A 25,995-nucleotide genomic window follows, 5' to 3' on the forward strand; every position below is an offset into this window, starting at 1 on the left:
GGGCAAGTGTTGTTTTTTCATTGGATTAGGTAAGCACTTTCTTTTGCTCTTCAATATACTGGTGCAGGCCAACTTTTTCCATCACTTTTTTGAAGCGGGGGTGGTCATGAAGGTGACCCCAATGTGGCGTAGTCGCAAGGTAGACCATTACGCCCATCTTTTTGTCAGCAGCTTTTTCGATATAGTTCATTGCTATATCCAGATCACCCAAAGACATATAGATAGCAGCAAAGTCAATATCAAGGTTGACATCGGGTTCATGAGTTTCCCTTTCCTTAACCATGTTCAGCCATTTTATAGCCTCTGAAGTTTTTCCAGCTCTGGCATATGTAAATGCGAGTTGTGAAGATCCTCGGTAAGGACTTTCAGTAAGGTAATAGAGTTGGTGCATCACTTCAATGGCTTCATCGTGTCTGCCCATTGAGGAGAGTACCCATCCTTTGTGTTCAATCGCCCGACGGAAGGTAGGGGCCATCGCAATAATCTTTTCACATTGTTCTAAAGACTTTTCATAATCTCGGGCGTAATAATAGATTTCTGCTTTCATCATATTAACCGGAAGGTTTAGAGGGTCTAACTCTATTGCCTTCTGATTGTGATAAAGTGCTAAAGCCTGATTTCCTGTTATCATTAGGAATATGGCATAGCAGTGATTCAAGTCTGCTACACCTGGGTTAATTTCAAGTCCTCTTTTAAACAGTTCCTTTGCGCCTTGAAAGTCCCAATCAAAAAACATCTTGACCATTGCCATTGCCTGAAGTGACTCTACATGGTCAGGGTGAAGGTCTATGGCCTTATTAGCAGCCTTTTTGGCTTCAATAGTGGCTTGTTGTGGTGAGATTTGTCCTGTAGTTCCCAAATAGACATACGAGTTGCACAAGCCTACATAAGGCTGTAGTAAGTTGGGCGCTAACCTGATCGCTTTTTCAAAAAAGTTGACCGCTTTTTTGACGTCCTGAGGTGTCCATAAATTCCAATAATATTTTCCTTTCAGGTAATATTCGTATGCTCTCAGTTCATTGGTATTACTTGAATTCGCAATAGAAGAAGGCTGCTTGTTAGATTGGACACATATCAGCAGCTTTTGGGCTATTTGTTCTGAGATTTCATCCTGTAAAGCAAATACATCTTCAAGACTTCCGTCAAATGTCTCAGACCAAAAGTGGTAACCATCACTGGCATTGATCAGCTGTGCCGTAATCCGAACCCGATGGCCGTGTTTTCTGACACTGCCTTCCAGTACCATACTGACATTGAGCTGGCGAGCAATTTCTCTGACATCAACATTCTTACCTTTAAAAGCAAAGGAAGATGTACGTGCTGTCACTTTCAGGTCATTAATGCGTGTCAGTGCATTCAGAATCTCTTCAGTAATGCCATCACTGAAATATTCATTCTCAGGATCTGCACTCATATTGACAAATGGCATCACTGCAATACTGTTATGTAGCAGTTTTCCTTTGCCACTCAACTCATTTGGATGGGGAACATAAAGCGTGTCCTTCATTATGGCATAAATTTCCATATGATGACGAACGTGCTTCAGTTCAAACTTACCCAATAGCATTGCCGGTAACTCAGGGTGACTTTGTAATTCGTGGTAAACTTTATCTGAAATCAGTACAGCTCCGGGAACGCCAAAGCTTTCAATTCGGGAGGCAACATTGACACCATCGCCATAGATACCCTCATCATTGTAAACCACATCTCCTGCATGGATACCGATACGAAGAGGAACAGAAGGAGCTTCTTGTAACAGTTCCTGAATTCTGACGGCAGACTTCACTGCTTCCACCGTACTGCTGAAGATAATCAGAGAGCCATCCCCAAAGTGCTGAAGTATTTTGCCACCATACTCTTGAGTGGTGTTTTGCAATACTTCCCTTAGCTTATTTCTTTTGAAGATAGCCTCGTCCTCATCCTGTTGCATTAGTGCAGTGTAGCCGACCATATCCGTAAACATGATGGCTGCCAGTGTTCTTATTCCCGTTTTTTTAGAATCTGTCATTAGAGTCGTAGTACCTGATTGTAGTAAGTAATATAGTAAACAGTTCAAGTAGCGATTGGTTGCAGGATTCAAACCTTTTGATGGATTCACTCTCCCAATTTGACACTAGTGAACAGCTAATCTTCAGCTGTTCCGGTAGAACCTTACTACAGCAGTGAATAACCAAGCAAGTACCAAAGTCTTTGCTTGCTGCTTGAATCATATATTATAGAACACAAAATGTGGAAAGATTACTCCCTTGATTGACAGGAGATTGAATAAGATTTAAAAAGAAAAGATCCGTTAAAATAGGCTGGGCAATAGGACTATCTCTATAATCGGTTTGATTCTTGTTTGTGAAACACTGTACTTACATCAAAATGAAAGCCTGATTGAACCTAATTCTTTTCTGAAAATGATGGTAATGTGATTACCTTTGTAAGTACTGAAAAAGGCTTGATATAAAAAGCCTTGGATTGTGAGGAAATACTTAATTTATGATTCGTTGTGATTGACCTGATTGAGATCGGGTTGTCATAGGGTGAGAACATCTAATAATATATGCTAGAACTTTTTTCGTATTCGGAGAACTCGCCACTACTGTTTACACAAAGTGCCTTCTGGCTTTTCTTTGGAGTAATTATGGTGGCTTACCTGTTTCTGCATGGCAGGGTAGAAGCAAGAAACAGGTTGCTATTGGTAGCCAGCCTTTATTTTTACTATCTGTCCAGTGGCTTTTATTTCTTGCTACTGGTATTTTCCACTTTTGTGGATTACTATATTGGTGGCGCAATTTACAGGTCCAATAGTCCGACAAAGCGAAAACGGCTGGTTACACTCAGTGTAGTCATTAACCTGACATTATTAGCTTACTTCAAGTACACTTTTTTCTTTGCTGATGGTGTCAATACACTATTTGATACTGAATTGGAAGTGACGAACTTCTTGGCTGCATTTATGAATGTTTTTGGAGCCAATATGGATACGAGTAACATCTTCCTGCCTATTGGTATCTCGTTCTATACCTTCCAGACGATCAGTTATTCTGTAGATATTTACCGAGGTCAGCTCAAGCCTGTAAGAAATATTTATGATTTTGGGTTGTTTGTCAGCTTTTTTCCGCAATTGGTGGCAGGTCCAATCGTGAGGGCTTCAGAATTTATTCCTCAGATTTACAATAAGTTTTCTCTTTCAAAAGAAGCATATGGCAGGGCACTGTTCCTGATAATGGTAGGTCTTTTCAAGAAGATCTATATCTCAGATTATATCTCCATCAACTTTGTAGACAGGGTATTTGAAAGCCCGTTAAGCTTTTCAGGTTTTGAAAACCTGATGGCTTCATACGGTTATGCTATCCAGATTTACTGTGACTTCTCAGGTTATACAGATATTGCAATCGGAGTGGCATTGTTGTTGGGTTTTCAGTTGCCTTTGAACTTTGATTCTCCTTATAAGTCTACTAGTATTACTGAGTTTTGGAGAAGGTGGCATATATCACTGTCATCTTTCCTGAGGGACTATTTGTATATACCGTTAGGTGGTAACCGTAAAGGTAAGATTAGAACTTATGTCAACTTGGCTTTGACTATGTTGCTAGGAGGTCTGTGGCACGGTGCGCACATACGCTTTATCATTTGGGGTGCTTTGCATGGATTGGCGTTGGCATTCCATAAGATTTGGATGGAGAAGACGGGAAGCAAGCATAAAAAGAAGTCGTTTGGTAGACAAGTGGTGATGGGAGTAATTACTTTCCACTTTGTAACCTTCTGCTGGATTTTCTTCCGTGCTTCAGATATGAGAGCTGTTGAAGGCGTATTGATGCAGATTACAACCAACTTCAATTTTGAGGTGATTCCTCAGGTAGTAACCGCTTACTGGAAAGTATTCTTTGTATTACTAGTGGGGTTTGTAACACATTTGGCTCCTTACTCTTGGAAAAATTGGCTAAGAGAGGAGTTTACAACCATGCCAACTATCGTGAAGGCTTCACTGCTGGTGCTATTGGTATTTGTATTGTTCCAAAGCCGTTCTTCAGAGATACAGCCATTTATTTATTTCCAATTCTAAGATACTGTTGAGACAAGGCATGCCTTGTCTGTACGATGAGGAGAGGGAGATGCAATAAATTGAAAAGCCCTTGCTGAAACCAATCAGCAAGGGCTTTTTTATTTTTTGACTAATGCGTATTAGAATCTATAAGTAAAGTTTGCTAATACTGATCTTGGAGTTTGAGGGCTGATGGTTGTCCATCCTGTGTAATACTCCTTGTCAAAGACGTTGTTCATTTTCAATCCAATACGGTAGTTTGATGCCTGATAGAAAATAGATGCATTGCCAATCGTATACTCAGGAAGCATAAATTCTCCGGAAGAACCGTAGTTGATTGCGTAGCTTTCACTTGCGCCATTGAAACCAATACCCAATCCAAATCCTTCCAATTTCCCTTGTTGGATTTCATAGCTTGCCCATAAGTTGTACATCGACTCTGGACCTGCTTCAAGAGGTCTGCGGTTCAGGATATTCTCGTTATCAGTTTTGGTAGTCTCACTATCGTTGTAGCTGTAGCCACCTCTGATATCCAAACCGTCAATTGGGTTGGCACTTAGCTCCACCTCAAATCCTTTACTCACAACTTCTCCACCTTGGATCTTGTTGGTAGGTGAAGCAGGATCAGTCATGACACGATCAGAAACCTTGATGTCATAATAGCTGACAGTTGCATTCAATCGGTTATTGAATAGGTTTGTTTTTACACCAAACTCAATTTGGTTAGCCTGCTCAGGGTCAAAAGTCTTCAGCGTTTGAGGACCGTCTTCTGTCTCAGATACTAATTGAGGGGCAACATTGGTAAAGCCATTCTGGTAGTTGGCAAATACGGAAAGCTTGTCAAGGATAGGCTGGAATACCAATCCAAACTTAGGAGAGAAAGCTGTTTGTTCATAGTCATCATCAGGCGTTGTAACATCACCATCGTTGTTGAATCTGTCAACACGAAGACCTACCATGGCAGAAAGGTTTCTTGTTATATTCAATACATCAGAAACATATACGCTGTAAATGCTGTATTCTGATTTGTTGTTTGATACGCTTGCATTTGCCAGTGCTGCATCTACTGCCGCAGTTGAAAGTGGATAAGCATTGCCTGTACCATCATCAACTGTTTCACCATTTGGTTTTACATTTCCAAATGAGATATAACCAGTCCCGTTGTTGATCTCAACACCATTGAAGAAGTCCAAACCAACTACAACCCTGTTTCTAAGTGAACCTAGCTTGAAATCGCCAATAAAGTTTTGTTGGATATCCGTTGTATGTGTATTGGAGTTTTGCTTGTTTAAACGGCGAGTGAAAACGTTATCACCAAACATACCATAGTCATACAAATAAGTATAATACCCTTTAGTAGATGTGATGCTTTTAGAAAGCAAGGTTTGCGATCTCCAGTTGTCTGAAAGCTTGTAGTCCATTTCAACCCTGTAGTTTTGTGTAGGGTTTAGCAGGGTAAGGTCATTGCTAGTAAATGATAGCTTAGTATTGTATCCTAGCTCTTTCAGGTTTTTTGCAGCTGTAGGAGCGCTTCTGTTTAAGAACAGGAACATTGGGTTTGTCTGTTCAGCTTGTGTGATCTCTCCATAGAATGAGAAAGACAGGCGGTTGTTCACTTTGTAGGAAAGTGAAGGAGCTACAAAGAATGTCTTTCTGAAACCTGCATCCTGAAAACTTTGCTCAGTAGAATACGAAGTGTTTAGCCTGAAGTAGATGTTTTCCTCTTCGCTAATTGCTGTGTTGAAGTCACCAGTCAATTGGTTGAAGCCAAACGATCCTGTTGTAAATGAAAGTTCAGCACCAGTACCAACATAAGGCTTTTTGGTTACTACGTTGATCAATCCACCATAAGAAGTAACAGAGTTACCAAAAAGTGTAGCTGAAGGACCTTTCAGTACCTCAATGCGTTCGATATTGGCAGCGTTGATCGTTCCGTTTGTCAAGCCTGGTAGACCATTTACCAATTGAGGCTGAACGGAGAAACCACGAAGTGAGTAGTAACCTGCACCATCTCCACCACGACCTGTTGAAGCCCAAAGCTTGTTGATACCAACTGCATTTTTCAAGGCATCATCAAAGTTGGTTACAATTTGAGATTTCAGCAATTCATCTGTTACTGTGCTATAAACCTGTGTGTTTTCAATATCCTTTAGTGGAAGTTTAGCCACATAAGCTGTGTTTTCTCTTGAAAACTTGTTGATCCTTTTTCCTTCAACAGTTACTTCGCTCAGGATTTCATTTCCTTCATACAGTGTGATGGTATTTAAATCCACTTGCTGATTTTCTGAAATGGAGAATGGGATTTCTTTTGATTTAAACCCAAGGTAAGATACAGTAAGAACATGATCTCCTTTGACAATATTAGAGATTTCAAAGTTACCTAATTCATCAGAATGGGTACCTTGAGTAGTTCCTTTTATAAAAATATTAACTCCAATTAGAGCTTCTTTTGAGTTATCAGAGACATTGCCTTTTACAGAGCCAGTTTGTGCATAGGCTGCCACACTAAGTATAAGTAAAAATAGAAGTGTAAGTTGTTTTTTCATCTATCTATTATTTAGACTAAATACAAATAAATTTCAGGCAAATGTAAATTCGAGTCAGAGTTAATGCAATTTATTTATAATAAATCTAAATTAACTTAATGTATATGGTTGATTGTCTGTGATAAATACTTTAGGGAAAGTGGATTGTGGCTTAATATTTTGATTTTGGAATTTATTATAAGTAGAGTTGTTTTTTGATGGATTTTTGTAACCAATTTATTGCTGATGAAAGAGTAGGTAGTATTAAGATTAAAAAGAAAGTCCTATGATGATAAATACTTTTAGTAGAGTGCTTTAAGTGATGTTAAAGAGGGATTTTTGGATTTGATTTATAAAAAAGCCCTTGCTGAAACCAATCAGCAAGGGCTTTATATTTTTACTCAAAAAGAGCTTATCTCATTTCCTTATAGGTATTGATCAATGCATTTGTAGAAGCATCGTGAGAAGTTACTTTCTCATCTCCACCCAACTCGGGAAGGATCTTGTTTGCCAATTGCTTGCCCAACTCAACACCCCATTGGTCGAAGCTGAAGATGTTCCAGATCACACCTTGTGCAAAGATTTTGTGCTCGTACATCGCAATCATAGCCCCCAGCATAAATGGAGTTACTTTTTTCACAAGCATTGAGTTTGTTGGTTTGTTGCCCTCAAATACCTTGAAAGTTTTCAGTGCCTCGATTTCTTCAGCAGTTTTACCTGCTGCTTTCAGCTCATCTACTACTACTTCCTCAGTTTTACCCATCATCAGGGCTTCTGTTTGAGCGAAGAAGTTAGAAAGCAATTTAGGATGGTGATCACTTAGTGCATTGTGTGACTGTGCAGGAGCGATAAAGTCCGCAGGAATCAGTTTTGTACCTTGGTGAATCAGCTGGTAGAATGCGTGCTGGCCATTTGTACCTGGCTCACCCCAAATGATTGGACCTGTTTGGTAATCTACTGGATTGCCTGAACGGTCAACATACTTACCATTTGACTCCATATCTCCCTGCTGGAAGTATGCAGCAAAGCGATGCATATATTGGTCATATGGGAGCAAGGCTTGAGATTCAGCACCAAAGAAGTTGTTGTACCAAACGCCCAAAAGTGCCAAAATCACAGGGATATTTTTATCAAAATCAGTATTGTGGAAGTGCTTGTCCATCGCATGGGCACCTGACAATAGCTGTTCGAAATTGTCAAAACCAATTGAAAGGGAGATAGACAAACCAATTGCTGACCATAGAGAGTAACGACCGCCTACCCAGTCCCAGAAACGGAACATGTTAGCTTTGTCAATACCGAATGCAGTTACCTTTTCCTCATTGGTAGAAAGGGCCACAAAGTGTTTCGCTACTTCATTCTCTTCTTTAGCAGCTTTCAGGAACCAGTCTTTCGCACTCTGTGCATTTGTCATCGTCTCCTGAGTAGTGAATGTCTTTGAAGCGATAATGAAGAGTGTAGTCTCTGGGTTTACAGCTTTCAGTGTTTCTGCGATATGCGTACCATCCACGTTAGAGACGAAGTGTACATTCAGGTGAGTCTTGTAAGCTTTCAAGGCTTCGCTTACCATCAAAGGACCAAGATCAGAACCACCAATGCCGATGTTTACAACATCTGTAATCGCTTTGCCTGTATACCCTTTCCACTGTCCTGATACTACTTTGTTTGTAAATTCCTTCATCTGTGCCAAAACAGCATTGACTTCAGGCATTACATCTTCACCATTCACTTTCATTGGATCATTGGAGCGGTTACGCAATGCAGTGTGGTAAACCGCGCGTCCTTCTGTCTCGTTGATCGCTTCACCGTTGAACATACTGTCGATGGCAGCTTTCAGCTCAACCTCGTTCGCAAGGTCTATCAGCAGTTGTTTTGTCTCGTCAGTGATGATGTTTTTCGAGTAGTCTAGGTAAAGCTCTTCAAACTTTACAGAAAACTTCTCAGCTCTAGAAGCATCTTGAGCGAAAAGGTCTCTCATATGGGTACCTTGGATTGCCTCAAAGTGTGAGACAAGTGCTTTCCAAGCGTTGGTTTCAGTCGGATTGATTTTCTTTAACATGGTTTCTCTAAAATTGTATATATAAAGTGGTAAAAATCGAAATTATAAGTCGGAACAAAATTACAATTTCAGATCAGTTTTAAAACCGATTTTTGTCACTTTACAAAGATCAAATGATGCTTTTTGGACATAAAAAAAGGATATCACTTCTGAATCAGTGATATCCTTCTGTTTTTTGTATTGAAATCCTCAGAGTAAATGGGCGAAAGTGGGTATCGTATTAATCCTTTTGACAGGATCATAGATGTCAAATCCCTGTACAACTCCATTTTCATCAATATAGAAATCTGTAAAGTAAGTATTAATGCCATTAGCAGATGGAATATGGCTTTTGTAGCGTAGGATCTTTTTTGAGGCTTTATTAGGCGCACTGATTGCCCTGCTTTTGTTGTCTGCCCTGCGTTGCTGCTTTACAGTATTTTTACTTTCCTTTTGACAATTTCTACCTGTGCTCTCATCTGAGTTGTTGCTAGGCTCAATTCCGTCATATGAAATGATTGCATCAATTTCATCCCTAAATTGATTTACTTCAGAAGTGTACTCTCTTTTTGCAGAGTCAGGAAGGGAAGTCTCGACTTGTACTGAGCGTGCCATTGGACGGGCAGACGGGAGAAACTTTTTCCACTGAGTGGACCTTGTAACAACTTGTTGCGGTGCTTGATAAACTTTTGTTCCCTCAAGTACTGCAATACGTTTATGACTTTGTGGTGTTGTTTGTTCAGGATGAATCGACAATGAAGCAAAAATGTCTTCTTTGGTCAGGATCAGTTCAGTTTCATTCGCATAAAAGTCGTGATAGAAGGTAGTATCACGTGCTGATCTGAAATCAATTTTGCTTAATGAAAACAGCATGTCAATTTCCTTTTGATTTCCAGTAAGCTCAATTATCTGAAGTGGATAGCCATAGTAGGCCAATAAGCCTGATTGCGTTTTGAATGTAACTTTACAGGCATTTTGATAGAGCATATTTTTGACATTGGCAGCAATGTCTGTACTGGTACTGTCTATGCAAAGTGCATTTGTGTCCCATGATCCTTTGGCATTGGATCGGATACATGTCATCAGCATAGTAATGCATAGACAGTAGGTGATTTTTGAAGACGTTAGTTTAAGCATTAGATTACACATCAAAAAAGTTGATTCTAAGGTTTAGCTGTCGAAAAAAAGTATTGTCCAAGGACAAAGAAAAAAGATAATTGATCTTCTAGAAACGCAATTTAATACAAATAATTAGCAATATAATACTAAAAAATCAGTAAATAATACCAATAATTATATTTTCTCAATATAAAGTGCAAAACGATGTCATTGAGAGAACGTCATATCCTGACTTATATTTGAACAATGGTGATTTGGATGGGTTGAATCATGGTATAATTGCAGAAGCCACATATAACTATAGACTGGATTATTAACACAAATGAACAGAATCAAGGATTTTTTAAATAGCAGCTATCTGAGTTTTGGATTCCGAATGACAGTTTCCATACTGATTCCTGTTATATGGGGATATTATCAAGGGTATCTGACACAAAGTATTGCCGTTTCTTTGGGAGTAGTTGCCACAGGTACATCAGATTCACCTGGTTCAATCTCTCAGAAAACAAAAGGGCTACTGTTTTCAATGCTCTACATATTCGTAAGTGTGGTATTGGTTGGTTGGGCATCGTCATTTCCTTGGTTCTTGAGTGTTGTACTTTTTGTACTATGCCTGTTTTATGGAATGTTTGCCATATTCGGTAACCGGGCTGCCGTGATCGGAAACTCAGTCCTATTGAGTGTTTGCTTCAGCCTGTCCCGTACCATGAGTTTTCAGCAGTCTGTTCAGTTTGCATCCCTATTGGTACTGGGTGGTTTGGTGTATTTACTTTTGACCGTTTTGCTATGGAGAATTAGACCCTTCAAAGCGGTGCAGCAGGCATTAGGAGCAGGGTATATGGAAGCTGGAAAATACCTCCATCTGAAAGCGTCATTTTATGATGAAGTGAAGCAAGAAGAGCCAAAGCAGCAGCAACTGATTCAGCAACAAGGAAAAGTGGCGGAGAGTGTTGACCATATTCGTGTATTGTTATTGAGTAGGCGATCGGCAATTCAGGGTACAACCCGAATCGGTAGGGCACTCGTTCATATGCTGCGGACATTGGTGGATATTCATGAAATGTCAATGGCTGTGCATAAGCATTATGACCAATTGTATGGTCAGTTTAAAGGGAAAGGTATCCTGATGGAGTACAAGTCCTTGCTCGAAGGGTTTGGAGATGAACTGATTTTGATTGGAAGGGCTATTGCCAATGCAGAACCTTATGAATTGACCAAGAATTATGATAATGAAATCAAGGGTATCAAGCAAAAGGTAGATGAGCTGAAGGATAAGGGAATTACGAAGGATGATGTTTCGGGTTTTTTGGCATTGAAGAACATATTGCGCAATTGTTCCCAATTGGCATTGATGCTCAAACAATGTGCTAACTATACACTCCTTGATGATGCTGACTTGCCTTCACAACACCCTTCATCTGACTTTTCAAGGTTTGTGCCTAGAAACAAGATAGGGTGGGAGGTGTTTTTCAATAACCTTAATATGAAGTCTATTCATTTTAGGCACGGACTTCGTCTAGGGATTACGGTTTCATTGACATACCTGTTTTGTTATATACTGAAAGTTCCTCAAGGGTATTGGGTGTTACTGACATTGATTGTCATTATGAAGCCCAGTTTCAGTATTACGAAGAAAAGAACAATACAACGGATTATCGGGACAGTAGTGGGGGGCGCTGTAGCAGTGTTACTTTTGGCTGTAGTACATGACAAAACCTTGATGCTGATGCTGATTGTCTCCTGTACCTTCGGGACGTTTGTCTTTATTGGTTATAACTATACAGTGGGGGTTATTTTTATTACGCCATTTGTCTTGATGCTTTTCAGTCTATTGGACCCTGCAGGGCACTCCCTGACCGCTGTAAGAATTGAGGATACACTGATTGGTGGTGCTATAGCATTTGCTTCAAGTTACCTGATCTTTCCAGCTTGGGAGTATCGAAATATGCCTGAACACTTGGCTAAAATTGTAAGAGCCAATAAAATGTATTTTGTTGAGGTGGTAAATTTATATACAGCAGAGCAGTTTTCTAAGGAGGAATATAAGCTTGTCAGAAAAGATGCCCATTTAAGTAATGCCAACCTTTCGGCAGCTTTTCAGAGTATGCTAAATGAGCCAGGGCACGTACAGCGAAATAAGACACAGGTATACGGTCTTGTTGTAATCAACCAGTCGCTTTCTGCGCATATTGCTACATTGGCAATCTACAGTGAAACGTTGGCAGATAAATATGCTTTTGAAGAGCTAAAACCTATAAAAGAATTTGTTGAGGAAAGCTTGAGCCATGTAGAACAAAGACTTCTTGGGAAAGAAGTGTCTTACAGAGGGGATAAATCAGAACTAGATGAGCCATTATTCAGATTAACGAATAAAATAGAAGAGTTAACAGATCTTCGAATGCAAGAGCTTCAAAAAGGTGGACATGAGACGCCTACCATGTATGAACTATCGGACTATTTATTGGTAAAAGACCAACTAAGCTATATTGTTCAGTTAACAGACGACTTGTACCATCTAAGTGCCAAGCTTTAGGTGGTGCCAACTCAATCCTGTTTGCGTAGACAGGCACAGTAAAAAGGTAATACATGGTAGAAGTACCTTTCCCAAATAGGGGTAAAGCCATTTTTTTTCAATATTTGGTCAGTATTTCGGGTCAGGTCACACCCCTCGGCAATGTAAAACCACAGAGGTTGAATTACTTTTTGAAAAGTGCCTTTCCAGCTATCCCTGTCATGGATATGTTCCAATACCAATAGCTTCCCATCAGGGTGAAGCCATTTTTTTGCTTTTTGAATGGCATCTTCGATATCTGGAATGGTGCATAAGACCAAAGTAAAAACAATAGCATCAAATCCACCTTCAGGAACATAATCCTCCAGTACATCATCTCCAATGGCAGCGTGTACAAGCGTTACATTGGTAATCACCTCTGCATTGATCTTGAATTTGGCATACCGAAGCATTTCTTTAGAAGGTTCGCATGCGATCACTTCAGCCTCACTATCATAAAACTGGAAGTTATTACCCGTACCTGCTCCAATTTCCAAGATATTACCCTTTTGCGTATAAAGTATTTTTTTGCGCCAACGGGCCAGTATTCGCTCCTCCATCGAATTCATAAAAGGGTTGTAGAGACTAGCGAAGATACGGGAGTAAAAAGAGTCAGGTTTTGCTTTATTTCTGTTGCACATATTTACTGTTTGATCGTGTTGTAATTGTGTTATTCGTTAGGTTAGGGTTGAGAAATCAGTGTTGGTCAAGGATTTTAAAGAGAGTACCTGTTTTTCATAATAACAATAAATTAATGGATTAAATTTTTTGTGATAAACCTAAATATATAGGTAATTAGCAGGCTGCTGAAGGAAAATGTTGACTGGGGTTTTTCTTCTGTTTTGACACAAACTTGGTCAGTATAACCAAACAACAACAACATAAACTACATCTTGACTATGAAAAACATAGCAGTAATCGGTTCAGGTACTATGGGCAATGGCATTGCTCACGTATTTGCACAACACGGATTCAATGTAAACCTGATCGATATTTCTGAGTCAGCGCTTGAAAAAGCTGTGGCAACGATTGCTAAAAACTTGGATAGACAGGTAGCGAAGGGAAAAATAGATGAAGCTACAAAAACCAATGCGCTTAATAATATCTCAACTTTTACCTTGATGGGAGAAGGGGTGAAAGATGCTGATTTGGTGGTGGAAGCAGCTACTGAAAATGTTGAAATCAAGCTGAATATTTTCCGTGATTTGGATAAGCTTTGTAAGCCTGAGGCAATTTTGGCATCTAACACATCTTCCATTTCTATTACAAAGATTGCCAGTGTGACTGAACGCCCTGAAAAAGTGATAGGCATGCACTTTATGAACCCTGTACCAGTCATGAAGTTGGTAGAGGTGATTAATGGCTACCTGACTAGTAAGGAAACAACCGATGCAATCGTAAAGCTATCAGAAGCGGTTTCGAAGATTCCTGTACCAGCAAACGATTATCCAGGCTTTGTAGCCAACCGTATCCTGATGCCGATGATCAACGAGGCGATTCTTTCGCTTCAAAATGGTGTAGCTGGCGTGATGGAAATTGACCAGATTATGAAATTGGGTATGGCGCACCCAATGGGACCGCTACAATTGGCTGACTTTATTGGATTGGATGTTTGTCTTTCGATTATGCGTGTATTGCAAGACGGCTTAGGTGATGACAAATACGCTCCGGCTCCATTATTGGTCAATATGGTAACAGCAGGTCACAAAGGTGTGAAATCAGGCAAAGGTTTCTATGACTGGACTCATGGAACAAAAGACTTGGTAGTAGCTGACCAGTTTAAAAAATAAATACTAGGGTACAGCAGCTAGAAAATAGAATTTTATAAAAGCATAAAGGTAAGGTCATAGTGTCTTGCTTTTATGCTTTTTTATTTTAACTATTTTATGGGGCATAAGAGTATATATACTGAGACTTTAGAGAAAAACTAATTCATAAATGGGAGATCGTTTTATTAGAATTTGTCCTGAAAAAGAAGTAACAGCCCCAAAAGAAAAGGCTCAAAAGATATTGAAGTGGTTGCATTCTGAAAACCTGTTTTCTGAAGATTTATCAGATTGTGTTTATGGAGGACTTGGGTATAGGCCAAAGGAAAACTTAGAACATTATATTGTTGAAAAAGGGGAGGCATTAGATGTTATAGATAATCAATTTGGAGGATTAATAATTGAATACGAAAGAATGATATATGATGGGTATCAGTATTCAGCACTATTATCTGCGACCTGTCCTAAATGTAATAAGGATTACTTAGAAGGAATTGACTATGATAAAATTGTAAATGGTGAACTAGAAGGAAAGTATAAATTAGATTATGAATATGTCAGTGGATGTGTAGATAGTTGGATGGATAATCCTGAAGCAACTATTTTATGTAAAAATTGTAAAACCATTTCAAGAGTAGTGGATTTTGAGTTTCAGGAGAATATGTGCCTGACAAATCTTTCATTTACATTTTGGCATATTCTGTCCTTGAATGACCAATTTCTATTGAAATTTGAAGAAATTCTGGATGAAAAAGTAGTTAAGATATTTGGCAAGCTATAGATAGATTAGACTGTATTTACTAAAAAAAGAAACCCCAGACATTGCTGTCCGGGGTTCTTTATATGCTTTAATCACAAATGTGATTACTTACCTTCGTTACCGTCGTTCATTTGATCTTTCAGCTTAGCAAGCGCATCCAGATCACCTAGAGTAGTTGAAGCTTGGTCTGCAGGTGCTGTAGCTGGTTTACCAGCTGCGCCTTCCTTCTTCTTCTTAGGAGCTGCAGGCTTCTTCTCGAACTCTTTGTAAGTGTGAACGTGTGACAGAGAGATCTTCTTGTCATCTTTAGAGAACTCAAGTACTTTGAAGTCCAGTGTCTCACCAGTTTCTGGTGTAGAGCCGTCTTCTTTCTTCAGGTTCTTGTTCAGACAGAATCCTTCGATACCGAACTGAAGCTCAACAATAGCACCTTTGTCTGTTTTGTTCACGATTGTACCTTGGTGTACAGATTCTTTCGTGAATACAGTTTCGAAGTGCTCCCAAGGGTTCTCCTCAAGTTGTTTGTGGCCCAGTGCCAGTCTTCTTTGTTCTGGATCGATTTCCAGTACCATTACTTCCAGTTCGTTACCAACTTTAGTGAACTCAGATGGGTGTTTCACCTTCTTAGTCCATGACAGGTCAGAAACGTGTACCAGACCGTCGATACCTTCCTCAAGCTCGATGAACAGACCGAAGTTTGTCAGGTTTCTAACCACACCTTTGTGCTTAGTACCGATAGCGTACTTCTCGATCAGGTCTTTTTGAGTCCAAGGATCCTCAGTCAGTTGCTTGATACCCAGAGACATCTTTCTTTCTTCTCTGTCGATAGTCAATACTACAGCCTCAAGCTCGTTGCCAACCTTGATGAAGTCTTGAGGGTTTCTCAAGTGCTGTGACCATGACATTTCAGAAACGTGGATCAGACCTTCAACACCTGGAGTGATCTCCAAGAATGCACCGTAGTCAGCCACGTTAACGATTTTACCTTTCACTTTCGCGCCTACGTCGATAGTTTCAGGCAGAGAGTCCCATGGATGAGGAGTCAGCTGCTTCATACCCAATGAGATACGTTTTTTCGCATCGTCGAAGTCCAGTACTACAACGTTCACCTTTTGGTCTAGTTTCAGTACCTCCTCTGGGTGAGAGATTCTTCCCCATGAAATATCTGTAATGTGAAGCAGGCCGTCTACGCCACCAAGGTCGATGAACACACCGAAGTTTGTCATGTTCTTGATAACGCCTTCCAGTACCTGACCTCTTTCCAGGTTGTTCAGGATCTTTTGCTTTTGCTCTTCCAGATCTTTTTCGATCAGGATCTTGTGAGAAACTACTACGTTATCGTTAGCGTAGTTGATTTTCACAACTTTCAGTTCCATGCGCTTACCAACGAATACGTCGAAGTCACGGATAGGCTTCACGTCAATTTGTGAACCTGGCAGGAATGACTCAATTCCGAAGATGTCAACGATCAGACCACCTTTAGTTCTTCTCTTAACAATACCTTCGATAACTTTATCTTCATCCAATGCATTTTGGATGTGCTCCCAAGCCTTAACGATTTTCGCTTTCTTACGAGAAAGGATCAGCTGGCCTTGTGCGTCCTCTTGGTTTTCAATGAAAACTTCGATTTCGTCACCTACTTTCAGGTCCTCAACGTCACGGAATTCGTTCAGTGGAACCAGACCATCTGACTTGAAGCCAATGTTCAGGACTACATCACGGTCAGTGATAGATACAACAGTACCAGTCACTACTTCTTTTTCTTGGATTTCGTTGAGTGTACCTTCGTACATTGCCTCCAATTTGGCTTTTTCCTCAGCCGAATAACCATCGCCGAAACCTACTGATTCCAGCTCGTCCCAATTAAAATCTTGATTTTCTGCCATTATATGTAATTAAAAGCGCTTGTTACACCCTTACCTTAGCGCTATCAGGGAAGAGATTTAGTTTAACATAAATGCTTGAAAATAAGCAAAATGCTCATTTTTGTGCATAGGCTTGCAAAAGTACAAAAAACGAATTTCTGTAACAAGCATATTTCTTGAATATTTAATATTGAAGTGTCAATCAAAATGAATAGTACAAAATGATGTGCAACTTTCAATTATTCTTCCAAGCCTGAACAAGCATTGTTTTCTCCTTCTACATTAATGAGGTTACAGCCTGAAATAGTTCCGCTATTCATCAGGTTACCCCTTATAAAAGTGGTGTTATTGGTTGAGAAATTGGCACCTCCATTGTTATTCATATCTCCACCAACACTTAATGTGCCGCCACTGATTTCAAAAATATCATTGTTGTTAAGGTCTTTTCCTACCTCAATTACAGAGGTTGAATAGATGTAACCGCCACTGTTATTGTTTAAGGTGCCTTCTATTGAAAGCGTATCGGCTGATTGTGTCAGTATATTGTTGTTGTTTACATCTCCACCTATATAAAGTGCATCAGCGATCAACACTTGACCGTCACTGTTGTTGTTGAGGTTTCCTGTAAGTAGTACAGTACCATTTCTGATTTCCAGCTGATGATTGATGTTCATGTCTCCATCCACCCATAGTGTATCGGTTGGGGTATTCATTTGAATGTAAACCCTGCCACCTTCATTTATATTGAGGTTATTCCCGATGGTACTTGATTCTGTAATGGTGATAGCGCCATTTACATTGATGTCATTCAATATTTGAGAACTGCCAATAATGATTGAGTCAGAAGCGATGATGTTCAGGTTTCCATTTTCGTCAATAACAGGACCGCTAGGACCTTGATCATCATCTCCGCAGGCAGTAAAAAGTGTCAAAGCAATAGCAAGGGGAAAGAGTCTTTTCATTTTATATGGTTTTGTTTTTCTGTTTACAGGAATAAAAGTCCCGCAAGGGAAGCCAAAAGTAAAATGGCTACAGGGTGAATTTTCGGAAAGAAGTAAAGCAATACGACACACCCTCCAAATAGTGCTAAACTTGAGTAATGTGGAGAGGTGAACCCTGTTGTGAAAAATGTTTCTTTGGCAATTACCCATCCTGCGAATAAAATAAGCGCCAAAGTAATTGGTTTCATGCCAAACAGAAAAGCTTTCTTATATCGGTTTTCCTTGTATTTTTTTAAAACACCTGCCAAAATCAAAACTATGACAATGGATGGGGACGCAAGTCCCATGGTAGCAAAAACGGCACCGAGTACACCGTGGACGTCATTGCCCACATAGGTAGCCGCATTCATGGCAATCGCACCTGGCGTAACCTGAGCCAATGTCAGTACATCAAAAAACTGATCGGCAGTCATCCAGCCTCGGTGTTCAAATTCAACGACGAAAAGAGGAACCATCGCAAGCCCTCCTCCAAAGCTGAACAAACCTATTTTACAGAATACTATAAAAAGTAAGAAAAGCGGTCTCATTCGGATTTCTTGTTTTGAGGTTTAAAAAGGGATTTCATTTGGTCAGGAAATATGACGGTCAGCAATAACCCTGAAATGCCACCAATACTGATCAACAGTATAGGGTGTATATTGAAAATAAAGAGCAGGACGCAGGCTATGGCAAACAAGCCTATACTTATTCTGTCTTTGATCCCTGCCTTGAATATTTTGAGAAAGGAATACCCAATCAGCGCTACCACAGCGGCTCTTGCACCAGTGAATGCCTTTTGGATATAAGGATTGTCAAAATTGTGGGAAAATAAATGGTAGATAAGTGTAATAATGATAAAGGATGGGGCTATAACCCCTAATGAAGCACCCAAAGCACCTGATATGCCCCCTTCTTTTCTGCCAACATATGTTGCCGCATTGATGGCAATTGTTCCAGGGGTGATTTGTGCAATGGAGATGATCTCAAGTAGTTCTTCCTTGTTTAGCCATTTGTGTTTGTCGATCAGCTCCCTTTCCATAAGAGGAATCATGGCATAGCCGCCACCAAAAGTGAAAAGTCCAATCTTGAAGAATGAGGCAAAAAGTTTCCAGAGCATAGTTGATGTGGTTGTTGTAATTCATCAGCATTGTTAAGCCTGTTTTCAACAGTTTGCTAAAATTAAACAATTGGATGGCGATTATCCTATAACAGATGTAAATGAAAAAGGCTGTCATTTATAGAATGACAGCCCTGTAATACTTATGTAAATTGTAAAGCTTCTATTAATTGGAATTGGGGTGCATGATTTCAAATGGAATGGGAAATACCCCCAGCTTTGCATCGACTTTTTCTTTTAGTGATTCTACGTTGACGGTTCCATCAAAAGCCAGTTGAACAGTGAGTCCTTTCTTTTTATCCTGTTTGGCTTTGATGCTTACGAAGCCGAACTCATCACTAGGCAATGCACTTCTATAAACTGCCTCTACTTCTTTGAAGACTAATGCAGGTTTGAATATTTTTCCAATGGCAGTGACAGGCAGTTTGTCAATAATATGAATGGCTTTAGGTATGGCAGCCCTTTCTGTAATGTTTTCTTTGGCAAAAACCATCAGTTCTTCCGAGGTGGTTTGCTGACCTTCTTTTAGTTGGACATATAGGACAGGTACTTCCCCAGCTCTATTGTCAGGTCTTCCAACTGCGGCAGATAGCATCACAGCAGGGTGTTGCTGAATAGGTTCTTCAATCATTTTCGGGTCGATATTATGACCTCCACGTATGATAAGCTCCTTTTTTCGACCTGTTAGCCAGATATACTTATCGTGGTCTTGCCTGCCTATATCACCTGTATTTAACCATTTTTCTCCTTTCTTATCCGTAACCCATATTTGATGATTGTGGGCTTCTTCTTTATAGCCAGGGAAAACATTGGGTCCTTTGATCAGGATAATTCCTATTTCATCAGTATTGGCTTCTCTTTCAAATTGTCCTTCTTCATTCAAGATCCCAATGATTAAAGGTTGATAGGGTAGTGGTATCCCTATTGAGCCAATTTTCCGCTCACCATATGGAGGATTTACAGCACTTATACAGGTGCCTTCGGTGAGGCCATATCCTTCAATAATTTTGACACCTGTCGTTTTTTCAAAATCCTGGAACAGTTTGACAGGCATTGGTGCAGCTCCACAGATTCCAAATTCAAGGGAGCTGATTTTACTATTGCCAATCGGCACTTTCAGCAACTCTGCGTAGACTGTGGGTACACCACTGAAAAAGTTGATATGGTAATGTTCTACCATTTTCCAGAAATGCTGTATGATACCTTCCCCTCGATAACCAGAAGGAGAGCCTAGAATAAGTGTGTCGCCATTGCTGAATGGGACAAGCCCTGTAACGGTCACCCCATTGACATGAAACCAAGGTAATCCACAGAAAAATACCTTGTGTTTATCTTCTTGAGGTAAAACGAGTTTTGCCTGTAAGGTATCAGCAATTTCATTTCCATGTGTATGTGCTGCTAGCTTAGGGTGTCCTGTTGTTCCTCCTGTATGGAAGTAAGAAGCAATGTCATCCCTTTTGATAGTTCTTTTAAAGAAAATTTTATCCTTAGGGAAATTGTGGCATGTCTGGCTGAAGGGAAGAATTCGCTGCTCATCGTCTTTGCTGTTGGCAACAGCTGGAGCCATCCACTTTACCAGCCAGCGTTTCACGGTAGGAAGGTAATCTGAAAGGTCTACAGTAAGAATGGTCTCAAGTGTAGGGACCTTGTGCCGGATCTTATTGACTTTTTGCCAAATATCAGTTTTAGGGAATGGTCCCAATGTTACAAGTAATTTGGTACCGGCTGCATTCATGATATCAGCCATCTGCTCAGGTTCAAGGAGAGGGTTGATAGGATTGACGATTCCAGCGGTTTCTCCTCCCAAAATTGAAAATATAGTTTCAGGTGTATTGGGAAGGATTACGGATATCACATCTTTAGCGCCAATTCCCAGTCCATAAAACATATTGGCGGTTTGGTGAATGTTTTCCATAAGCGCCCCATATGAGTAGCTGATTGGGTCTTGGTAGTTGATTGCTTGTAAAAAGAAGTGAAGCGCAGCCCTGTCCGGTGATCGGTCAGCGGCTTGTTTAATCATTCCGTAAGTGCTGTGAGGAGTTGAAGAATTGAACAGTGGAAGTTTTTCTAATTCAAGAATATCAGCGTAGTTAGTGACAGATTGGTTTTCCATTGGTTTCGAGGGTTATAAGGTTTTTGAAGGGTTATGTTAATATAAAAACAAATCTTCTTTTTATTCAATCATATAGGGCTTTTAATAGTACTATTTAATTTCTAGGACTTAATAAAAAAGAAACACCTCAGTTTGTAGGAACTGAGGTGTTTATCATTTTTAGTCATTCAGCTAAACTACTCCCTAACTAATCTTATGGCGACAGGATTTCCGTAGCCTTTAACCGAGATTCTTTCAGATTGAACGCCCTGAGATACCAGTTGATCCCTGACAAATTCAGCTCTGTTCTTGGCAAGTCTTTGTGAGTCATCTGACTCAGAGCCTCCAATTTCACAGCTGATAGAAGGGTTAGCATTCAGAATCTTAGCCACATTATTGATTTGTTCAAGAGAGCCGTCTGCTTTTGCCATTCCTTCAGTGAAGGCAACCCTGTCAAAGGTCATCCAGCTGCTTTCTTCCTGAGACTGGTCTTCTTCTATAAATTGGAGACACTTGTCTTCAAGGCTATTTTCGGCAACATTGAGTGTGGAGCCATCTGGCAGTGAAACAGCTTGTTCTTCTGTGGACTCATCCATCACAGGGTTCGGTACACCCCTTACTTCTTCCCGGTTTGTTTCCATCCTGTTTTCATCACTTTCTCCTGTCAGTAATGCCCAAGCGGCAAATACAACGACAGCAGCACCTACATACGGTAATACTTTACCCCAAGTACTTCGTGTTCTTTTAGGAGTACCTACATCGGGCGCTTTGCCTGTTGGTCGTGGATGTGGAGTAGCATGTACCTCCTCTCTTTCCCTGTGAGGAGGAACGGTTTCATAGGTCGGCTCGTCCAAATCCCTTATATTTCTAATTGGCTCATCAATATCTCTTCTAAGAGGTTCATCAACCTCTCTTCTAACATCTTCTACATCATCTCTGATACCGGCAAAGTTGCGAGCAGCTCGGTCAGCCATGTTGTCAAAGCTGGATATGCCTAGCATTGTTCTTACTTGATCAGGTAGGTGAGAGGCTACAGAATCTTTTTGGTTCATGAGCATGTCAGTGATACCGGCAGGACTAAGCCCTTTGGACATTACTTGCTTCCCAACAATACTCATAATTACAGGAGCAACCATATTCATCAGTCCTTTTGAGGAGTGACGACTAATACCCGTACTAGTAGACAGAAAGTCCATAACGCCTCCAGCTCTTTCACCCATTAAATGGTTGATGATTGGAGCGCCACTGGTCATCATGTTTTTTAACCCGACTGTATCATTGTTGTCCAGCAGGTGAGACATTTTATCGATACGTCTGCCATCAAAGCTTTTATCTCTGATGTGGTTCATGATTTCATTGGCACCTTCAGGTGTAGAAGACTTCCTCATAAGTGAAGCAATCACAGTAGGAATTACCGTCCCCGTAGCCTTATTGACGTTTTCGGGGCTTTCACCAAGAAATCCACTTATTTGTGAGACAAAGTTGGGACCTAGGCTGTTGGTGACTGTTTGAAAGAGGTTCATAGCAGTTGGATTTATTGTTCATCATTTTGCTCTATATTAAACATTGATTAACTGAAAATAATTTGCTTGTAACGGAAAAACAGCTGCCGATAAATGAAATCGACAGCTGCCATTCTGTAAGGTTGGTTACGGTGTTATTTACTAGATTTCCATTTGAAACATGGCTTTCATTAATTCCTGCTGAACAGCCTCAGAGTGTTCATTCAGTTTGTCAAAAGTTTCAGTAAGGTGTTTGTCCACAACGGTTCTTAATGGACGTTTTCCGTGGGGTGTTTCAATCAGTTTGGCGACTGCATCTGCCACAGCTTGAGGCTTGAGGTAATCTCCGCTTTTAACACTTTCTTCAAGCATCGACTCAAACTTCTTAGGGACTTCAAGGGTATTGCCATACGCTTTGGCAGCTTCCTGTGTTTGAGGTGAGAAGTTGTCCATATTTTCCGAAAAGCTTGTCGTAGGGAAAGCACCAGGCTCAACAATGACGGAGTCAACGCCTATATTAGCGAATTCATAACGCCAGGTTTCAGCCATTCCTTCCAAAGCAAACTTGCTGCTGGCGTATATTGAGAAATATGGGGCTGTAAACCTTCCCAAGAGGCTTGAGATATTGACAATCAGTCCTTCCTTTTGTTCCCTCATTTGAGGTAGTACCGCTTTAGTAACTCTAAATACTCCAAAGACATTTACTTCAAACTGATGCTTGACATCCTCAATTGAATAAGACTCTGTAAGGCCTATTCCACCACCGCCTGCATTGTTGACAAGTACGTCAATACGTCCTTTTTCCTTTATAATGGCTTTAACTGCTTTTTTGACAGACTTGTCTTTGGATACATCAAGGTCAATCACCTCAATATTTTGGAGGTCACGCATCTGGTTGGCCGCATCGAAGTTCTTGCCTTCTGTGTTGCGCATTGTAGCATAGACGTGGTGTCCTTTTGCTGCCAGTGTCTTGGCCATCAGGTTGCCAAAACCGCTACTGGTTCCTGTAATCAGAATTACTTTTGAATTGCTCATGGTGAGATTGGTTGAGTGGGGAATGATGAGTTGTTCTGTCAACTAAGGTAAGCACAGTAAAAGTGTATTTGAAATTATCGTACGGCAGAGCTTTAACATTTTATTTTTAAAAACTTAAAGTACCATAAAGGGGTTTTTTTGTTGCATTATTTTGATAAAGCATTCGCAACTGATATCTTAATTTCTGGACTCTTATCTAAAAAGCTACGCAAACTTGTCAAAAGTGATTTTGTGAGGTGGACCTGTCCAGCCACTGGAAGCTTATTTTATTTTGACAGTTCAAAACTTGAATCCAGTATATGGAACACCTAATCCAAAAATACCTAAATACCAGAAAGCTGACTGAGGAAATCTGTGCCCCATTGAAGCAGGAAGACTACGTTGCTCAACCTATTGTAGATGTTAGTCCTCCTAAATGGCATTTGGGACATACCACATGGTTTTTTGAAAACTTTATTCTGGTGAATCATTTCAAAGGCTATCAACCTTATGATTTGCAACTGAATTATTGTTTCAATAGCTACTATGAAAGTCAGGGACCAAGAGTATTAAGAACCAACCGGGGAAACCTGACTCGTCCAACTACGGAAGAAGTGTACAGTTACAGGAAGTATGTAGACCAGCAGATGGTAGCTTTCCTAAGTACCAATGAACTCAATACAGCAGTTCAGGAGTTGTTCGATGTAGGCATCAACCACGAACAGCAACATCAGGAATTGCTGATGACAGACTTAAAGTACATTTTGGGAAATAACCCTCTTTTTCCTGCTTACCTACCTTTCGGGAAAATACCTGAAGCACCTGATTCCACTCCAAAATCGAAATTATTGACCATTGAAGAAGGTGTATATGAAATAGGATATGAAGGCGATGATTTTTGTTTTGATAATGAGAGAGGTACACATAAGGTTTATCTCCACAATTATGGGATACAGGATCGGTTGGTGACCAATGGGGAGTATTGGGCGTTTCTAGAAGCTGGTGGCTATACCCAGTTCCAATGGTGGCAGTCAGAAGGTTGGGAATGGCTGAAGCAAACAGGTACACAAGCTCCTTTATATTGCTTTAAGGAGAATGGAAAGTGGATGCAATATACCCTTTTTGGGGTTCAGGAGATCAAGGAACACTTACCTGTGACACATATAAGTTATTATGAGGCAGAGGCGTATGCAAGATGGAGAGGGATGAGGTTGCCAACTGAGGCAGAGTGGGAAGTAGCCTGTAGAACTTTTGAAGCAGAAAAGCCTGCCAGTGCCAACTTTACTGAAAATAAATCTGGAATGCCTTTAGCCGCAACGAATGGCGCTTTTCAGTTTTGGGGGGATGCTTGGGAGTGGACAGGAAGTGCTTATCTTCCTTACCCAAACTACCAACAGCCCGAAGGTGCCTTAGGTGAGTATAACGGAAAGTTTATGGTAAATCAGATGGTGTTGAGGGGTGGGTCTTGTGCAACTCCTGTTACACACATTAGAAATACTTACAGAAACTTTTTTCATGCAGATAAGCAGTGGCAGTTTACTGGAATCAGGTTAGCAAAAAGCCTGTAATCAATACGAGTACATAAAGAGTTACACTGAGATTTTCTGTTGGGAAACCGGCACAAAAAACACACACATGACAATCAACGAAACGAAGAACCCAAAGATGAACACTGAATTTGCCAAAGATATCTTGCAAGGATTGAGTGAAAACCCAAAGTCATTACCCTCGAAGTATTTTTATGATACGAAAGGGGATAAGCTCTTTCAGGATATTATGCATATGGATGAATATTACCTGACAAACTGTGAGTTTGAAATTTTCACTAATCAGAAGGAAGCGCTTACAAAATCATTTACAGATGGAAGTAATGCACCTTTTGAGTTGGTGGAGTTTGGAGCTGGTGATGGATTGAAGACAAAAGTTTTGCTCAGGCATATGGTTGCCAGTGAAGTGGATTTCACTTACATGCCGATTGATATTTCTGCTAATGCACTTTCCAAACTGACGCAAAGCTTAAAGTCAGAAATTCAGGCCCTTCATGTAAAAGGAATTGAAAATGACTATTTCAAAGCACTCCATGACCTTCAGAATGATGGTAAAAAGAAGGTCGTACTTTTTCTAGGGTCAAATATCGGTAACCTTACCTTGGCGGAGGCAAAAGGCTTTTTGAATCATTTAAGTGAAAACCTGAATAAAGGCGATAAACTTCTTATTGGGATGGACCTTAAGAAAGACCCTCAAGTTATTTTGGATGCATATAATGATAAGGCAGGGATTACTAGTAGTTTCAATTTAAACCTTCTTGAAAGAATAAATGAAGAGCTAGATGCAGATTTTGATGTGGAGGCATTTCAGCATTTTCCAAACTATGACCCAATAACAGGTCAGACAAAAAGTTACCTGATTAGTAAAAAGGAACAGGTGGTTAAACTGAAAGGAATAGAGGAAGAAATCAAATTTGAGGCTTGGGAACCAATTTATATGGAACTATCCCGAAAGTATGATTTGAAAGAAATAGAAGCGTTGGCTCATGAATCTGGATTTGAGATTAGTAAACATTTTTTTGATAAAAGGAATTATTTTGTTGACTCATTATGGGAGAAACAATAATAGCCGATAGGTGATGTTTT

The 25,995-nt window shown here is 40.1% G+C and carries 18 protein-coding genes; 6 read left to right on the plus strand and 12 right to left on the minus strand.

Going from position 1 to position 25,995, the window contains the following annotated elements; genetic code table 11:
• Positions 1-25: 25 nt before the first annotated feature.
• Positions 26-2,008: an adenylate/guanylate cyclase domain-containing protein gene (locus V6R21_RS13245; protein ID WP_334244099.1), complete on the minus strand. Its 1,983-nt coding sequence runs from the start codon at positions 2,006-2,008 to the stop codon at positions 26-28.
• Positions 2,009-2,548: 540 nt separating this feature from the next.
• On the opposite strand from V6R21_RS13245, the gene V6R21_RS13250 reads away from it, so the two are divergent.
• Positions 2,549-4,054 (plus strand): MBOAT family O-acyltransferase, encoded by a 1,506-nt coding sequence (locus V6R21_RS13250; protein ID WP_334244100.1) that lies wholly within the window; start codon positions 2,549-2,551, stop codon positions 4,052-4,054.
• Between the two features lie 119 nt (positions 4,055-4,173).
• On the opposite strand, the gene V6R21_RS13255 is transcribed toward V6R21_RS13250, so the two are convergent.
• The 3 genes from V6R21_RS13255 to V6R21_RS13265 form a co-directional block, all read right to left on the minus strand.
• A complete protein-coding gene (locus V6R21_RS13255; RefSeq protein WP_334244101.1) occupies positions 4,174-6,579 on the minus strand; it encodes a TonB-dependent receptor in 2,406 nt (801 codons plus the stop codon).
• Between the two features lie 391 nt (positions 6,580-6,970).
• Entirely contained in the window at positions 6,971-8,617 is a 1,647-nt protein-coding gene (pgi, locus tag V6R21_RS13260; protein ID WP_334244102.1) for a glucose-6-phosphate isomerase, read from the minus strand.
• A gap of 189 nt (positions 8,618-8,806) precedes the next feature.
• Positions 8,807-9,733 (minus strand): hypothetical protein, encoded by a 927-nt coding sequence (locus V6R21_RS13265; protein ID WP_334244103.1) that lies wholly within the window; start codon positions 9,731-9,733, stop codon positions 8,807-8,809.
• Between the two features lie 304 nt (positions 9,734-10,037).
• Between V6R21_RS13265 and V6R21_RS13270 the strand changes: the two genes are divergently transcribed.
• Positions 10,038-12,248 carry an FUSC family membrane protein gene (locus tag V6R21_RS13270; protein ID WP_334244104.1) on the plus strand — a complete coding sequence of 737 codons (2,211 nt, stop codon included), beginning with the start codon at positions 10,038-10,040 and terminating at the stop codon, positions 12,246-12,248.
• Positions 12,249-12,259: 11 nt separating this feature from the next.
• On the opposite strand, the gene V6R21_RS13275 is transcribed toward V6R21_RS13270, so the two are convergent.
• Positions 12,260-12,907, minus strand: coding sequence for a class I SAM-dependent methyltransferase (locus V6R21_RS13275; RefSeq protein WP_334244105.1), 648 nt, complete (start codon positions 12,905-12,907; stop codon positions 12,260-12,262).
• Positions 12,908-13,165: 258 nt separating this feature from the next.
• Here V6R21_RS13275 and V6R21_RS13280 point away from each other — a divergent pair, with 258 nt between their 5' ends.
• Both V6R21_RS13280 and V6R21_RS13285 read left to right on the plus strand, forming a co-directional pair.
• Entirely contained in the window at positions 13,166-14,056 is an 891-nt protein-coding gene (locus V6R21_RS13280) for a 3-hydroxyacyl-CoA dehydrogenase family protein (protein WP_334244106.1), read from the plus strand.
• A 148-nt stretch (positions 14,057-14,204) separates the two neighbouring features.
• Positions 14,205-14,813: a hypothetical protein gene (locus V6R21_RS13285; protein ID WP_334244107.1), complete on the plus strand. Its 609-nt coding sequence runs from the start codon at positions 14,205-14,207 to the stop codon at positions 14,811-14,813.
• Positions 14,814-14,896: 83 nt separating this feature from the next.
• Here V6R21_RS13285 and rpsA read toward each other — a convergent pair whose 3' ends face one another.
• The 7 genes from rpsA to V6R21_RS13320 all read right to left on the minus strand — a co-directional run bounded on the left by rpsA (position 14,897) and on the right by V6R21_RS13320 (position 23,383).
• On the minus strand, positions 14,897-16,678 hold the full coding sequence (rpsA, locus tag V6R21_RS13290; protein ID WP_334244108.1) for a 30S ribosomal protein S1: 1,782 nt from the start codon (positions 16,676-16,678) through the stop codon (positions 14,897-14,899).
• A gap of 218 nt (positions 16,679-16,896) precedes the next feature.
• Entirely contained in the window at positions 16,897-17,619 is a 723-nt protein-coding gene (locus tag V6R21_RS13295) for a hypothetical protein (protein ID WP_334244109.1), read from the minus strand.
• 23 nt (positions 17,620-17,642) lie between these two features.
• Entirely contained in the window at positions 17,643-18,185 is a 543-nt protein-coding gene (locus V6R21_RS13300) for a chromate transporter (RefSeq protein ID WP_334244110.1), read from the minus strand.
• Positions 18,182-18,754, minus strand: a complete 573-nt coding sequence (locus V6R21_RS13305) for a chromate transporter (protein ID WP_334244111.1) — start codon at positions 18,752-18,754, stop codon at positions 18,182-18,184. The genes V6R21_RS13300 and V6R21_RS13305 overlap by 4 nt, the downstream gene beginning before the upstream one ends.
• A gap of 166 nt (positions 18,755-18,920) precedes the next feature.
• Positions 18,921-20,867, minus strand: coding sequence for an acyl-CoA synthetase (locus V6R21_RS13310; protein WP_334244112.1), 1,947 nt, complete (start codon positions 20,865-20,867; stop codon positions 18,921-18,923).
• A gap of 176 nt (positions 20,868-21,043) precedes the next feature.
• Positions 21,044-22,369 carry a DUF937 domain-containing protein gene (locus V6R21_RS13315; RefSeq protein ID WP_334244113.1) on the minus strand — a complete coding sequence of 442 codons (1,326 nt, stop codon included), beginning with the start codon at positions 22,367-22,369 and terminating at the stop codon, positions 21,044-21,046.
• A gap of 141 nt (positions 22,370-22,510) precedes the next feature.
• Positions 22,511-23,383, minus strand: coding sequence for an SDR family oxidoreductase (locus V6R21_RS13320; RefSeq protein WP_334244114.1), 873 nt, complete (start codon positions 23,381-23,383; stop codon positions 22,511-22,513).
• Positions 23,384-23,682: 299 nt separating this feature from the next.
• Between V6R21_RS13320 and egtB the strand changes: the two genes are divergently transcribed.
• The gene (egtB, locus tag V6R21_RS13325; RefSeq protein ID WP_334244115.1) at positions 23,683-24,930 is read left to right on the plus strand and encodes an ergothioneine biosynthesis protein EgtB; all 1,248 of its coding nucleotides are present in this window, start codon (positions 23,683-23,685) and stop codon (positions 24,928-24,930) included.
• 67 nt (positions 24,931-24,997) lie between these two features.
• The gene (egtD, locus tag V6R21_RS13330) at positions 24,998-25,975 is read left to right on the plus strand and encodes an L-histidine N(alpha)-methyltransferase (RefSeq protein WP_334244116.1); all 978 of its coding nucleotides are present in this window, start codon (positions 24,998-25,000) and stop codon (positions 25,973-25,975) included.
• Positions 25,976-25,995: the final 20 nt, after the last annotated feature.

The sequence above is a fragment of the Limibacter armeniacum genome, assembly GCF_036880985.1.
GTDB lineage: Bacteria > Bacteroidota > Bacteroidia > Cytophagales > Flammeovirgaceae > Limibacter > Limibacter armeniacum.

What these genes read in the sequence shown, in the direction of transcription:
- V6R21_RS13295 (WP_334244109.1), bottom strand. Translation starts at nt 17,619, where the DNA reads ATGAAAAGACTCTTTCCCCTTGCTATTGCTTTGACACTTTTTACTGCC.
- V6R21_RS13320 (WP_334244114.1), bottom strand. Translation starts at nt 23,383, where the DNA reads ATGAGCAATTCAAAAGTAATTCTGATTACAGGAACCAGTAGCGGTTTT.
- V6R21_RS13310 (WP_334244112.1), bottom strand. Translation starts at nt 20,867, where the DNA reads ATGGAAAACCAATCTGTCACTAACTACGCTGATATTCTTGAATTAGAA.
- V6R21_RS13275 (WP_334244105.1), bottom strand. Translation starts at nt 12,907, where the DNA reads ATGTGCAACAGAAATAAAGCAAAACCTGACTCTTTTTACTCCCGTATC.
- pgi (WP_334244102.1), bottom strand. Translation starts at nt 8,617, where the DNA reads ATGTTAAAGAAAATCAATCCGACTGAAACCAACGCTTGGAAAGCACTT.
- egtB (WP_334244115.1), top strand. Translation starts at nt 23,683, where the DNA reads ATGGAACACCTAATCCAAAAATACCTAAATACCAGAAAGCTGACTGAG.
- V6R21_RS13250 (WP_334244100.1), top strand. Translation starts at nt 2,549, where the DNA reads ATGCTAGAACTTTTTTCGTATTCGGAGAACTCGCCACTACTGTTTACA.
- V6R21_RS13285 (WP_334244107.1), top strand. Translation starts at nt 14,205, where the DNA reads ATGGGAGATCGTTTTATTAGAATTTGTCCTGAAAAAGAAGTAACAGCC.
- V6R21_RS13255 (WP_334244101.1), bottom strand. Translation starts at nt 6,579, where the DNA reads ATGAAAAAACAACTTACACTTCTATTTTTACTTATACTTAGTGTGGCA.
- V6R21_RS13270 (WP_334244104.1), top strand. Translation starts at nt 10,038, where the DNA reads ATGAACAGAATCAAGGATTTTTTAAATAGCAGCTATCTGAGTTTTGGA.
- V6R21_RS13265 (WP_334244103.1), bottom strand. Translation starts at nt 9,733, where the DNA reads ATGCTTAAACTAACGTCTTCAAAAATCACCTACTGTCTATGCATTACT.
- rpsA (WP_334244108.1), bottom strand. Translation starts at nt 16,678, where the DNA reads ATGGCAGAAAATCAAGATTTTAATTGGGACGAGCTGGAATCAGTAGGT.
- V6R21_RS13305 (WP_334244111.1), bottom strand. Translation starts at nt 18,754, where the DNA reads ATGCTCTGGAAACTTTTTGCCTCATTCTTCAAGATTGGACTTTTCACT.
- V6R21_RS13245 (WP_334244099.1), bottom strand. Translation starts at nt 2,008, where the DNA reads ATGACAGATTCTAAAAAAACGGGAATAAGAACACTGGCAGCCATCATG.
- V6R21_RS13280 (WP_334244106.1), top strand. Translation starts at nt 13,166, where the DNA reads ATGAAAAACATAGCAGTAATCGGTTCAGGTACTATGGGCAATGGCATT.
- V6R21_RS13300 (WP_334244110.1), bottom strand. Translation starts at nt 18,185, where the DNA reads ATGAGACCGCTTTTCTTACTTTTTATAGTATTCTGTAAAATAGGTTTG.
- V6R21_RS13315 (WP_334244113.1), bottom strand. Translation starts at nt 22,369, where the DNA reads ATGAACCTCTTTCAAACAGTCACCAACAGCCTAGGTCCCAACTTTGTC.
- egtD (WP_334244116.1), top strand. Translation starts at nt 24,998, where the DNA reads ATGACAATCAACGAAACGAAGAACCCAAAGATGAACACTGAATTTGCC.